Source organism: Nostoc sp. FACHB-280 (assembly GCF_014697615.1).
Taxonomy (GTDB): domain Bacteria; phylum Cyanobacteriota; class Cyanobacteriia; order Cyanobacteriales; family Nostocaceae; genus Nostoc_B.
Genome location: NZ_JACJSD010000012.1, coordinates 1 through 13,895, shown reverse-complemented (window position 1 = coordinate 13,895; position 13,895 = coordinate 1). Strand labels below are relative to the sequence as shown.

At 38.8% G+C, this 13,895-nt stretch carries 9 protein-coding genes and 2 pseudogenes; 6 read left to right on the top strand and 5 right to left on the bottom strand.

Annotation, left to right across the window (positions count from 1 at the left end; genetic code table 11):
• Window positions 1–51: 51 nt before the first annotated feature.
• The 3 genes from H6G75_RS11105 to H6G75_RS11095 form a co-directional block, all read right to left on the bottom strand.
• Window positions 52–6,252 carry an AAA family ATPase gene (locus H6G75_RS11105; RefSeq protein WP_190979996.1) on the bottom strand — a complete coding sequence of 2,067 codons (6,201 nt, stop codon included), beginning with the start codon at window positions 6,250–6,252 and terminating at the stop codon, window positions 52–54.
• 375 nt (window positions 6,253–6,627) lie between these two features.
• Window positions 6,628–7,410, bottom strand: a complete 783-nt coding sequence (locus H6G75_RS11100; protein WP_190979995.1) for an ABC transporter ATP-binding protein — start codon at window positions 7,408–7,410, stop codon at window positions 6,628–6,630.
• On the bottom strand, window positions 7,400–8,533 hold the full coding sequence (locus tag H6G75_RS11095; RefSeq protein ID WP_190979994.1) for a branched-chain amino acid ABC transporter permease: 1,134 nt from the start codon (window positions 8,531–8,533) through the stop codon (window positions 7,400–7,402). The genes H6G75_RS11100 and H6G75_RS11095 overlap by 11 nt, the downstream gene beginning before the upstream one ends.
• 199 nt (window positions 8,534–8,732) lie before the next feature.
• Here H6G75_RS11095 and H6G75_RS11090 point away from each other — a divergent pair, with 199 nt between their 5' ends.
• The 3 genes from H6G75_RS11090 (at window position 8,733) to H6G75_RS11080 (ending at window position 10,991) form a co-directional block, all read left to right on the top strand.
• Window positions 8,733–8,930 (top strand): hypothetical protein, encoded by a 198-nt coding sequence (locus H6G75_RS11090; protein ID WP_062296557.1) that lies wholly within the window; start codon window positions 8,733–8,735, stop codon window positions 8,928–8,930.
• 111 nt (window positions 8,931–9,041) lie between these two features.
• Complete coding sequence (locus H6G75_RS11085; protein ID WP_062296559.1) at window positions 9,042–9,299, top strand: hypothetical protein; 258 nt, start codon at window positions 9,042–9,044, stop codon at window positions 9,297–9,299.
• 105 nt (window positions 9,300–9,404) lie between these two features.
• Window positions 9,405–10,991, top strand: coding sequence for a glucose-6-phosphate isomerase (locus tag H6G75_RS11080; protein WP_190979993.1), 1,587 nt, complete (start codon window positions 9,405–9,407; stop codon window positions 10,989–10,991).
• Between the two features lie 129 nt (window positions 10,992–11,120).
• Here the strand turns inward: H6G75_RS11080 and H6G75_RS11075 are convergent, their stop codons facing one another.
• Window positions 11,121–11,777, bottom strand: a complete 657-nt coding sequence (locus H6G75_RS11075; protein ID WP_190979992.1) for a Nif11-like leader peptide family natural product precursor — start codon at window positions 11,775–11,777, stop codon at window positions 11,121–11,123.
• 639 nt (window positions 11,778–12,416) lie between these two features.
• Here H6G75_RS11075 and H6G75_RS11070 point away from each other — a divergent pair.
• The 3 genes and pseudogenes from H6G75_RS11070 (at window position 12,417) to H6G75_RS11060 (ending at window position 13,702) form a co-directional block, all read left to right on the top strand.
• Complete coding sequence (locus H6G75_RS11070; RefSeq protein WP_190979991.1) at window positions 12,417–12,911, top strand: hypothetical protein; 495 nt, start codon at window positions 12,417–12,419, stop codon at window positions 12,909–12,911.
• A gap of 30 nt (window positions 12,912–12,941) precedes the next feature.
• Window positions 12,942–13,196, top strand: coding sequence for a translation initiation factor (locus tag H6G75_RS11065; protein ID WP_190979990.1), 255 nt, complete (start codon window positions 12,942–12,944; stop codon window positions 13,194–13,196).
• Window positions 13,197–13,384: 188 nt separating this feature from the next.
• Window positions 13,385–13,702, top strand: a pseudogene (locus H6G75_RS11060) (hypothetical protein).
• Window positions 13,703–13,775: 73 nt separating this feature from the next.
• Here H6G75_RS11060 and H6G75_RS11055 read toward each other — a convergent pair.
• Window positions 13,776–13,895 (bottom strand): annotated as a pseudogene (locus H6G75_RS11055) (IS630 family transposase); the annotation flags it as partial.

Sequence of the window (13,895 nt, the reverse complement as noted above, 5' to 3'; positions counted from 1 at the left end):
AAATTGTTAACCAAATTAATTCGGATTAAAAACTCTAAATATTTAGTTGAGTTAACTTGTATGTTTATACAATATTTGCTCTAACCAATCAGCATTAAAGACAAATTTATAAATTCGGTTATGAATTCGGAGATTTCCTTGCTGCTTAATGACTAAACCAGATAACAGCAATTCCCTTTCCTCTAGGCTATCAACTGCAACAATTTTGCCTTGATGCCAAATTTCTCGATATAGCTTTAATCGGGCAATAGTTTGTGATTCAATATTAAGCAGGCGATCGCGGATAGTTTTTAAATGCTCAGGTTCGTCTTGGGCTTCCCAATTCTCAATTACTTGGGTTTGGACTAAGTTGTCTATCCCACTGGCTTCACTACCTTGAGGAATACTGATTGAAGAATTCCGAATGAGTTTACAAAGTTTTTGGGTGAGAAAAGGCTGTCCACCTGTCCAGGCTAACACTTCTTTCAGGACATTCTGAGCATTACCGACTCGTTCTGTTAATCCTTGTAGTAAAGGTTGAGCTTCATGCAATTGAAAACCACTCAGTTGAATAGCTTGGCCAATGTTAAAGGGAGTACGTTTCTTATCTAGAATTAATTGCGAAGGGTGTGCTACTCCCAACAATACAAAAGTGAGGCGTTGATATTTTGGCAGATCAGCTCGTTTATTATAAAAATTCCGCAGTAGGATAAAGAAATCATCGATCGCAAAATTCAAGTTGAGTAGGCTATCAATTTCGTCGATAAAAATTACAATGTTTTGCTGAAGGTTTTCTAATACTATTTCATCGATAAACTTACTCAAGCGTTGCACTGGTGATAACAATTCATGTTCACGCCACCAAGTACGAATATTCACCTGAGCTAAAAGATTTAAACTGCTGGCTAACATATAAATGAAACCTGCATACCACTGTTCTAAAGTTAGCTGCTGATTTCCAATTTCCGAAATATCCATAGCTGCACAAGCAAAATTCTCTGCTTGTAGTCTTTTCATAATTTGTACTCGTAAGCTAGACTTACCCATCTGTCGAGCATTGAAAATGTAACAAAACTCTCCCTGTTTCAAAGCTTTGTAAAGATGTCTATCAGCTTGGCGGACAACATAAGTTGGCGCATCTATGGGTAAACTTCCGCCTACTTGATATTCATAAGAGAGAGTTTGTTCTGTACTCCTTAATAAAGCGTTTTCAATTACTAGTTCAGCTTGCGTAGCTTTGAGAATTTCTAAAGTTTGACTTAACTCCTTGGTGCGCTCTTGCACTTTAACTTCTAAGTTGCGGTTAGATTCTGCTAATTGCTCTGTGGCTCGTTGCAAAGCTGTATTTTTCTGAGCCAGTTCTTGGGTGAATTTAGCTCGCTCGGCTTCTGCCTGCTGACGTTGTGTGATATCTTGAAAAGCTGCGATCGCATAAATAATTTCACCTTTATTATCAAAAATTGGCGTTGCTAACACCTCCAAAGGAATAACTTGATTTCCAAGCTCCAATTCCAGATCATCAATTACAATACTTTCACCATGCAAAGCTCTGATAATTGGCTGCTTCTCCATCGGATAATGTTTAGCTGTACCTTGGAGATAAGCTTGATATATCTCAGTTAATTCCGTAGTTGTAGATTGAGCAATATTCCCTTTACCTAAAATTTTCTGTGCAGTTTGATTTGCATAATCAGCTTGTCCTTGGGTATCAACCACAAATATACCCACTGGAACAGCTTCCAAAATCTGCGTTAACTTTTTCTCACTTTCCCGCAATGCTTCTTCTGCCTGCTGACGCTCTTGAATTTCCTGCTTAAGATTTTGATAAAGTTGGGCATTTTGAATAGAAATTGCGGCTTGAGAAGATAAAATTTTCAATACTTCTAATCTTTCAGCAGTGAAAGCACCAACCGCCAAATTATTTTCCAAATACAATAAACCAAAAAGCTCACCTTGATGGATAATCGGTGTACATAATACCGACTTTGGTTGATGTTGCAGAACATAGATATCTGTCGTAAATATTCCCTCATGAACTGCATCAATTAAAATGACATCCTCTCTAGTTCTGACTACATAATTAATTAAAGAATTAGGTAACTGTTGACTAGTTTCTGCCAACAAAGATTGACATACTACTACCTTAGAAGTATCTACAGCACCTTTAGCTTGAATCAATAACTGTTCTTGCTGCTTTAAAATTAAAAAACCAGTTTGAGCGCCAGCATTCTCAATCACAATATTCATTAACTTTTCTAGTAAATTTTCTAAAATAATTTCACTAGCAAGTGTTTGGGAAGCTTTAATAATTGTTGTAGCGTCTAATACTTGTGAACTACTGCTAGTAGTAGAAGAATTAGAAGTCTGAGTTTTAGCTAATGTTGACTCTTTTTGGGAAACAAGGATTATCTGTGAATATTTTGCTTCTAAATCTTTAACTTTAGCGATTGCACCCCAGCAGATATAACTATAGTGGGCTTTGGTCATATAAGTTCTGGCGATTTCTTGTCTTCCCAAAGCTAAATAAAACTTGGCTGCTAATTCATAAGCAAGTGCTTCATCTTGGATATATCCATTATTTTTAGCCCCAGCAATAGCTAAATCATAAAGTTCCATTGCTGACAATGTTTTTCCTAAGAATCTAGCTTTTTCTGCTTCTACTAGTTGATATTTATGCAGATGATTTATTGGAGCATGTTCCGCCCAATACTTCATGATTTCTTGATTTTTTCCTACTTGCTTGATGTAGGTTCCTTGTTCATTTTTATTCCGCACTTTAGATGATAAAGTATCAGGATATTTGGCTAATAATGCTAAAGAATAAAACCAGTTGTTATATCTAAATAATACACCTGTTTGCATGAATAGACTATATTGCAATGTCAATTCTACAAACTGCAAACACTCTTCATATTTTTCAAACAGATAACAAAGCCATACTTTATAAGCATAAACATCAAATAACGGTAAAATATTTTTACTAGATTTAACAGAATTAATAAATTCTTGCTCATCTAAAATCTCCCCAGTTAATTGGGTTTTAATCACAGATTGATCACGCAAATTTGCAACTAATTGAGCGCAGATTTTAATTAAGCCTAGTTGATGCTTTTGCTCAAATTTGCTGACAAAATCAATATATTCCGATTGAGTTTGGGCAACAGTATCTAAATGTTTACCGATAAAAAAGATATGAGCGCAATAAAAGTTAGCTGCATGGCAAGCATATTCAATATCACCCACTTCTAAACCACTTTCAATTGCTTCATATATCGGATTTATAGTTGCTCGAATATGCTCTTTGTGGTGAGTCAGACTAATCGAAACTGTTAACAAAGATTGAGATTTATATTTTTTAGCATTTAATTGATCTAACAGTTGCAGAGCTAACTGCCCCATCTGATAACCTAAATTAATATCCGGCACTGACCAAGCCATTAACTGACCATAAGCCGCATAAGCAAATATACATGGAGGGGAATTGCCGTATTGTCTCGAAAGCTCAACCATTGTGTGCAGAATGGGAATTGTGATGCTGCTTTCAGCAAAACAAGCAGGAGGCCAAAGTAACATTAAAATTTCCATTGCTGCTAATTTATATTTATCAGTCATCAGTGACAGTTGAGATAACTGCTCAATATCAATTGCTGGTGGTGATTTTACTAAAGTAACACCTAGCATTTCTAACAGTTGCTGACCAATATCTAAAACAATATCTACTTGATTTTTAGCTAAATAAATTTTAATTTTTAGTTGATAAAATTTCACTCCATCAAGAAGATGACTAATTTTTTTGATGGCTTGATTACATAAGAATAAGGCTTGCTCTAGATTAATATTGATGTATTCTACCTCTGCTGTTTCTAGATAAAAATTCCAAGTTAAGGTATATTGACTTGTCCAACTATCAGGACTTAGCAGTTGTAGACCAATATTTAAGTATTTCACAGCCGCTTCATAGGCTGTAGCGGCTTTTGCTTTTTGTCCAGCTAGGAGATTTAGTTGCGCTAATTCATCTTTTTCGATTTGTGTTTGTAGTAAATCAATGCCAAAATTCAATTGATTGACTAGGGCAAATATATTATCTTTTTGGGTTTCTGGTGAAGTATTTTTAAGGAGTAGTTTCCCAATTTTTAAATGAGTAGTTTTTCTTTTAGTTTCAGGAATTAGAGAATAAGCAGCTTGTTGTACTCGGTCATGTAAGAATTTATAATTAATTTTCGTATTGCTAAATTGCCAGAGATTTGATTCTTTCTCTTCAAAAACCAAAGGTATTTTATAATTGGAAGATAAGGGCAGAATCAAACCTGCTTGCAAAGCACTCCATAAATGATTAGCGGTGATAATCTCTGAATAGTCATAGACGGCTGATAAAACTTTTAAATTAAATTGATTACCAATACAAGCTGCTAACTGCAAAAGTTTCTGTGTTTCTAATGGTAATTTACGAATATTTCTGGCAATTAATTCGACAATATTGTAGTCAGTAATACCAACAGATTGAATTTCCTGAATGTCCCAATGCCAACTATCTGTAGCTACATGATATACCAAGAGATTTTCGCTATATAGACTTTTGAGTAATTGAGTTAGAAAAAATGGATTACCTTGAGTTTTATTAAAAACCAACTCGGCTAATAACTCAATTTTGTTAGTTATATTTCCTTGATTGAGTGTATCTTCTATAATTTGTTGGACGTGAGTAATTAACAGAGGTTTGACAGTGATACTATGCACCACTGTGTGTGTTTGACGGATTTTTTGTAGCGTTTGAATTAATCTATGAGTCGGGCTAACTTCGTTATCGCGGTAAGCACCTATTAAGAATAAATATCGGCTACTTTCATCTGTCGTCAACAGTTTAATTAATTTTAAAGATGCGGAATCTGCCCATTGTAAATCATCTAAAAAAATAACTAATGGATGTTCTGCTTGACAAAAAACATTAACAAATTGTTGAAAAACGCGGTTAAATCTATTTTCGGTTTCAGTTGTACCCAGTTTAGGAGCATCTGGCTGTGAACCAACAATTAATTCTACTTCGGGAATCACATCAATCAGCACTTGGCCATTAGCACCGAAAGCTTCGCGTAATTTCTGTTTCCAAATGGCTATTTGCTGTTCATTTTCTGTTAATAGTTGACGAATTAACTCTTGAAAAGCTTGGATGAAAGCCGCATAAGGAATATCTTGTTTAAACTGGTCAAATTTACCTGCAATAAAATATCCTCTAGCTGCAACAATAGGTTTGTGAACTTCATTGACAATCGATGTTTTACCAATACCTGAATAACCAGAAACTAGCATCATTTCTGTTGCGCCTTGGCTAACTCGCCAGAAAGCATCCATCAATGTGGTAACTTCTGTTTCTCTACCGTAAAGCTTTTGCGGAATTAACAGTTGATGACCGCGATCGCGCTGACCAAGTGTAAAATCTTTAATGTCTCCACCTGCTTGCAACTGTCTAAGACAAGTTTCTAAATCGAATTTCAACCCCTCTGGACTTTGATATCTATCCTCTGCGTTTTTCGCTAACAGTTTCATCACAATATCGGACACAGCTTGTGGAATGTGCTGATATTGCTTGGGTGGGATGGGTTTTTTAGCAATGTGACAGTGAACTAACTCTAGTGGATCATGATTGGTAAATGGTAATTTACCTGTCAGCATTTCATATAAAGTCACACCCAAAGAATAAAAATCGCTACGATAGTCAATCGAGCGATTCATCCTTCCTGTTTGTTCTGGTGCGATGTAGGCTAAAGTACCTTCTAATAAGTTAGGGTTGCCAATAGCCGGCTTTTCTAAAAATAGTCGGGAAGATAAACCAAAGTCAGTTAATTTTACCTGTTCACTTCCTACGTTGATAATAATATTACTGGGCTTAATATCTTTATGAATAATTGCTGCTTTCTCTAAATCAATTAATGTTTCTGCTAAAGCGATCGCTATTTGTAAACACTCTATAACTGTTAATTGCCTAGATAGCAGAATTTGACTTAAAGCTTGACCACCAAAATCTTCTAAAATCAGCGCAAAAGCATTTTGATATTTTTCTAATTTGTAAGCTTTAACAACTCGCTCACTCACAAAATCTTTGAGGATTCTATATTCATGGCGTAAACGAGTAATTTCTTCTAAGGTAGGATATTCAGACTTAAGGAGTTTAATAATTACTGGTTGTTGTTGTCGTTTTTTCCTACCTCGATAAACAACTGTACATGTACCTTCATGAATCTTTTCAAAAATGTCATATCCTGCTATCTGAATCATGATTTTGAACAGCTTGATTATGTTGGTTAAAATAAAGACATACTACAAGCATATATCGACAAGATTTATAGCAATACGGTTTAGATAAAAATATTAACCGCCAATGTACAGCAATCAACGCCGATAAATTAAGGATTTAATTGATTGATTTAGCACCTAGCCCCGACGAATGGAATTCGCACGCCAGTGAGGGAGTCGGCAAAGCCGACAACAGTCGCCTCAAGTCGGGAAACCCGCCCACGGCGCTATCTCCCCAACGCACTGGCTCGGCTATAAAAACAAAGTCCGCCTACGCGGACTAACATGAAATCAAGGGTTATGGTGGAATATATAAGGTATTTGGTATTAGTCAGAATTGTGACTCCTAACTAAAGATTATTTACCTAAATATGCTTCTAAAACTTGGGGGTTGGATTGAATTTCGTTGGGAGTCCCATCAGCTAAATTCTGCCCTTCAGCCAATACCCAAACTCGATCGCACAAGGACATAATCACATCCATATTGTGTTCAATAATTAAAAACGTCAGACCTTCTTGGCGGTTCCAAGTGACAATGCGATCGCATATATCATCAATTAACCTCGGATTTACCCCGGCGGCTGGTTCATCCAACAAAATTAACTTGGGATTCGTCATCAACGCCCTCCCCATTTCTAACAGCTTGCGTTGTCCACCAGACAAACCCCCGGCATAGTCTTGGGCTTTATGCGCCAACCCCACAGACTCTAACAAAAACATTGCCCTCTCTTGCAATTCCTTTTCTTCTTTAGCGACTACGTGGGGTTGGAGTTGCACTTGCCAAAAACTTTCGCCTGTTTGCTTTTGCGCCGCCAACAGCATATTTTCTAACACCGACAGCCGCGAGAGAGTCCGCGCTACTTGGAAAGTCCGCACTAGTCCTTGTTGGGCAATTTGGTATGGTTGCAACTGCTGAATTTGTTCGCCATCAAAAATCACTCGTCCTTTATCTGGGCGAATAAAGTTAGAAAGTAAGTTGAATAAAGTAGTTTTACCCGCACCATTGGGGCCAATCAACCCAGTAATGCTACCTTTGAGAACTTCAATTTGTGCCTCATTCACTGCTTTGATACCGCCAAAACTTTTGCAAAGTCCAGAGGCTGCTAATAAGGGAAGTGGCGGTGATTGGTTATTTACCAAGGGTAAGTTCCTCCTTTTTCCCTAAAATACCTTGAGGTCGCCAAATCATTAGCACCATTAAAATTAAACCAATGACCATAATCCGAAATGCACCCAGCCGCGCTTCATCTAAGGGAATTATTCTGGGCAGAACTTCTCTAGTAATGGCATCGTAAGCAAAGTAAATAACTGCACCTAAAATTGTGCCGATGTTATTCCCAGAACCGCCTAAAATTACCATAATCCAAGCGTCGAAAGTTAACTGCGGCTGGAAGTTATCAGGATAAATGGCGCTTAACTGCCAAGCAAAAAACGCACCCGCCACACCTGCGATCGCACCACCTAACATCAGAGATTGAATTTTGTACCAAAAAACATTTTTACCCAAAGCTTTCGGTACTTCTTCATCTTCACGGATTGCTTTTAAAACTCGACCCCAAGGCGATCGCAATAAAATTTCTAACCGCCAAAAAACAAACGCCAACACCAACAGCGACAACAACATCAAACCTGCTTTGGGGTTGTAATTATACAAACCAATCACACCAGAAATATAAATTGCGGCTGTCAACAAACCCAAAACAATCCCCACCCCTAAACGTGATGCTAATTCTTGCTTGCTGCTGGTTTTTTTAGCAGTATCCGCCGCCAACAATCTTTGGGCTGTACGAATCCATCGCCACAATGTGAAAAAAGTTACAGCCGCCAATAAAGTCAACAACCCAATCATGATCAAGCGAACTACTAAATTAGGTGCTGTTGAGAATGGGATAACATAACTCTGCACTCCAAATGCCCCAGATACCCAAGTATCACCCACGGGTAACTCTTGGTTATTCACCACCAAGCGAATCAGTTCCCCAGTACCAATAGTGACAATCGCCAGATAATCTTCCCGCAGACGCAGAGTCGCAAAACCAATAATTAAGCCCAACAACGCCGCAGCGATCGCACCAATCACAGCCGATATGATTAAAGGAACGCCTTTTAAACTTAACAATACTGTTGTATAAGCTCCCAAGGTCATAAAAGCAATATGACCAAAGTTAATCAACCCCGTAAAACCCCATTGTAAATTCAGTCCCAGACCAAACAGGGCAAAAATTGCCGTCGAAATCGCCAAAAAAATTAAATAATCAACCATCTTTAATCAATACTCATCAGTCAATAGTTATTTTCTCTTCCCTTATCTCCCTTGTCCCCTTATCTCCCTTGTCCCCCTTGTCTCCCTTGTCCTTCACACCCCTACACCCAGTCATGCACAAGATACTACCTCTTCCCGTTCACCATTGCCAATTTTTGGGAACAATAGCCTTGACTTTTGGAACATAGTTTATTGATATATGAACTTGCTGCGTATAAGAATCCATCATTTAATTGAGCAATTGGGTGACGAAGAACTCCAAAGCGTCTGGGAGAGTGTTCACGCTTTACATTGTGACTTTTATATGCTCAAAGCCATACAAAAAGTCAAGCGATCGCAGCAACCTTGGGATATCTTGACTCAGGAAGAAGCGATACAAATTTTAATGTTTTACTGATGCAGTGATGAAAAAGGGATTAGAGGCCAGAGATTAGTCCCTAGCTGACATCTTATTCCCCTAAACCCCTACACCCCTATCCCCTTATACCCTCAAAAGAGGTGATGCCTAGTGAGTGTGGAAATGCGCTATGCCAGGTCTTTTTTAATGGATCTGAAGAGTTTAGAACCTGCTGCTTATCAGCGAGTGTATGATTTTGTGTTTTTTGAATTTGGAGAAAAGTGGCAGTTGCATGGTCTTCCTGAACTGCGACAGCTAGACCATGAAGGCATTTTTCACCGTTTTACCTTGGATGATTATTTAATTGGGATTGAGATTAGGGGAGAAATAGTCAAGTTTCTGCGAGTCATACCTATGCCAGATGTTTAGGACAGAGTATTAGCTCAACACTTAAAACTGTATAAGGCTAGGCAGGGATGCACCTGAGCTTACATTAAACTTGTCATGGAAAAACAACTTACTTGAGATTTCCCTATGGATGCAATAGCACTTTGGCAAAGATACCAAGATTGGTTATATTTCCACGAGGGATTGGGACTATACGTAGATGTAAGCCGGATGCGGTTTGATGATGCCTTCGTGGAATCATTGCGTCCGAAATTTGACAAAGCATTTGCGGATATGGCGGAATTGGAAAAGGGTGCGATCGCCAATCCCGACGAAAACCGCATGGTTGGACATTACTGGCTGCGAAACCCTGATTTAGCACCCACGCCAGAACTCACCCAAGAAATTGTCCAAACACTCGAACAAATTGAAGCCTTCGCCGACAAAATCCAAACCGGCGCAATTCATCCGCCCAAAGCTAATCGTTTCACTGATATCATCTCCATTGGTATTGGTGGTTCTGCCCTCGGCCCCGAATTTGTCGCCGAAGCCCTCGCCGCCGATTTCCCCCCCCTCAAAATTCACTTTATTGACAACACCGATCCCGCAGGTATTGACCGCGTTCTTCACCAATTACGCAACAACCTTGCCAGCACCTTAGTTTTGGTCATCTCCAAATCAGGCGGTACACCAGAACCCCGCAACGGCATGATTGAAGTTAAAAAAGCCTACGCTGGCAACAATCTCGATTTTGCCCAATATGCTGTAGCCATTACCAGTCCTGGCAGTAACTTAGATAAAGTTGCCCAGTCTGAAGGTTGGTTAGCCACATTCCCCATGTACGATTGGGTGGGCGGCCGTACCTCCGAAATGTCTACAGTGGGTTTAGTCCCAGCAGCACTGCAAGGCATTGATATACGCGCCATCCTCGATGGTGCTAAAGAAATGGATGATGCCACCCGCGTTGCTGATATTAAAAAGAATCCAGCCGCTTTATTGGCATTGTCTTGGTACTACGCTGGCAATGGTAAGGGCGAAAAAGACATGGTTGTTCTGCCTTACAAAGACAGCTTGGCACTGTTCAGCCGCTATTTACAGCAGCTAGTCATGGAATCTTTGGGTAAAGAAAAAGACTTAGACGGTAATGTTGTCCATCAAGGTATTGCCGTTTACGGTAACAAAGGTTCAACAGACCAACACGCTTACGTCCAACAATTGCGTGATGGTGTACCAAACTTCTTTGCTACTTTGATTGAAGTTTTGGAAGACCGTCAAGGTCAATCCCCAGAAATAGACCCAGGCGTGACATCTGGCGATTATCTCGCCGGTTTCCTCCAAGGAACACGCAAAGCCCTTTATGAAAATCAGCGCGATTCAATTACTATAACGATTCCTCAAGTTAATGCCCGCACAGTCGGCGCTTTAATTGCCTTGTATGACCGTGCTGTTGGTTTTTATGGCAACTTGGTAAACATTAACGCTTATCACCAACCAGGGGTAGAAGCAGGTAAAAAAGCCGCCGCCGCTATTCTGGATTTGCAAACTAAAGTAGTTACTGTTTTGCAAAGTGAAAAAACACCCCTTTCCTTGTCAGAAATTGCCGAAAAAGTGGGTGCTAAAGAAGAAGTAGAAGCAATTTACAAAATTCTGCGTCACTTACACGCCAATCAACGGGGTGTAGTGTTGCAAGGCAATTTTGCTCAACCAAACAGCTTGAAAGCTTCTGTTAGCTAATTTGTTCTAAAATTTCTCGCTCAACAACAACCAAGCATCCTGACCTGAAGTCATACCTTCAACAATCAGGATGCTTAATTATACAGCAAAGTGCTGAGTTAAAGATTTTATTCCCCCTGCCCCCTGCCTTCACACCACACTCATCAACCTTTGAGTAAAGTAGCTCTTCGGTAAAAAGCAGCGATCGAGGAAAAAGGGATTGCGGATATTTTCACTGACAAAATTATCAGACTTATGCAGATGACAGAATGGTGGTACAATTCCCCAGTCTTCTGCTAACCAAATCCAGTATCCTATTTCAATTCTGCCGTAATTTGAAGCTGTGAGAATTTCTCCCACACTGTTATTGAGAGATACTAATTCTGGCGAACATTTAACTTCAGTTAATAGCCATGCTAATTCTTCGACAGAAAAATGAAACCTATGCTCGGCTGCTATTTTAATAAACTGTTGGGGATTTTTAGCAGCTAGTAATTGTTCTTTTAAAGATGGGATTTTTTGTGCAGCATCCAACAAATCCCAAATTTGTTTTCTGGTAATCACAAACCACGCAAGTGCTTCTTGAGTCAATTTGTAACCATTTTCTTTAGCCAATAGCAGAAATGCTTCAATGCTATCGATTTTTTCTAGTTGAGTGCTGAGGAAAAAATTCTGTTCTACTAATGATAAAAAATCAATAATTTTCTGCCATGTAAAATGGTCAAACTTTGGCAGTAATTTGACTTTTTCTTTCCAATAGAAATACTTATCCTCACTCAAGAATAAATTCCAGAGTTGATAATACATAATGTTATTGGTTTTAGTTTTAATAACTGTTAGGGATAATTACCAGTGTAATAAGTATAAGTTGGGTTTATCGACAGTATTAACTCAACTAATTTCTGTAAATGAAGTTACACAGTAGCTAAGTATAAAATTTTAGTAAATTTTAGAACAAGTTATCTTTACATTTACGGAAGTTGTCATTTTTTGGGGCTAGGCGATCGCTCTTGCTCATACTTATTCACAAAGTCACTGATACAAATCACTTCCTCTGCTTCCGCTCACCGAGCGAAGTCGAGGTGATGCTTCCTCTGCTCGTCTATTTGTGTCTTGTGTAAAGTGAAACGTTATCAGTGCATATTGTAAAGCAAGGTAATTTTTTAGCTAATTATTGAAATTTTTATACGCAAAACTTAGTACTTAACTCAACATAAATTTGTATATAAATATACAAACAAACCAGCAATATATGAACTGGTCTACATCAGCAGATACACAAAACAGTTTTGATTTAGTTAACAACATATTTCTAGAGAATGAATGCAGATTCTCTCAAAAGCAGGAGTAAATACTGCAATTATTCCTGCATGATTTTAATAATGAAAATTACAAATATTTGCCAATAACACAGCCTTTATAAAATGCAAGGTGATCACAAAATAAATGAACACCATATATCAAAAACCTAAAAAAGCTCCCTTACCTGCGGCTGTATTTCTTTCCACTTTGCTATCAGTTCCTTTGTTAAGTAGCTGTGGTGATGGCTCCCGTACAGCATCACCTCCACCACCTGTAGATGACACGGTTGGTAGAAACGTCAATTATCCCACTGCTACCAACCAACCCCAAGCTAAAAGAGGATTATCTACAGGACAAAAAGTAGCCATTTTAGCAGGTGCGGCTGCGCTTTATTACCTCTATCAACAGCGCAAAAATGCCCAAGGAGCAGGGCCAAATGGTAAATATTACCTGTCTAAAAATGGGCGTGTTTACTACCGCGATAACCAAGGTCGCGCTCACTGGGTAACACCGCCACAAGAAGGAATTCGCGTTCCAGAGTCAGAAGCACAGCAATATCGAGATTTTCAAGGCTATAACGGGCGCTCTACAGGTCGTGATTTAAGAGATATTGCTCCCCAAGAAGCGCCAGCTTACTAGATTTAACCAAAAAATTTCAGGAGAATAATTATGGTAGACGGCTTTTTTCAAAGAGCGAAAGAGTTTTTCGCTGGCTCAAATAATGACGAAGTTGACCAAGATTTAGACCGCGAGGTGCGCCCAGCCAGCGAAGACCCTTATGGCGACCCCGCAGATCAGGACTATGGCAATTTTACCCCAGCCAGCCAAGACCCTTACGGCGACCCTGCTGATGAGTACAGCAATTACAGTCCAGCGAGTGAAGATCCTTATGGCGATCCGGCTGATGAATATGGACGCGAGTAATAACTAATGTCGTGACGATAGATTAAACTGGTGTTGATTTTAGGCGGTGGTAGTGATTACCATTGCCTATTTTTTTTAATTAACGAACCGCAGAGAACGCAGAGTTATTTTGATAGTAGGGATTGGGAAGAAAGAGCGATCGCCCTTACGTTTTTATAATAGGAAATGAATACATCATCCTATTAATAATGGCTGAATCAACCGCAAAACAACCCGCACGCCAAGGCCGAATATTTCCAGAACGAACTTTATCACCTGAAGAATTAGCTAGACGCAAAGCATAAGATGAAGCATTTTATCAGCGTTGTCGAGCAATTTTTGAGCGAGTGCGTCCTGAGTTGATTAAAGAACATTACGGTTGCTACATTGCAATTGAACCAAATAGTGGTGATTACTTCATTGATATTGATAAAGAAATGGCTAGTCAAAAATCACGTCAGCAGCATCCCCAAGCTATACACTTTATGTTTTGCCTAAATGAAACTGGAACTACTGGCAGAATATGATTCAGGGTAGTTTTGGACAAAATTAAATATTAATGTTTTTAATTTCGTTCCAGCAGGCATTAATACTATAGGACTAGTATTTGATTTCTGAAAAAACTCCGTACATCTGAAGAGACATAAAATCAAAGGTAGTGTTTCGGATAAACCATTCAAACATCCACTTTAAATGAGAGAATGTTGGAATTAAAGCACA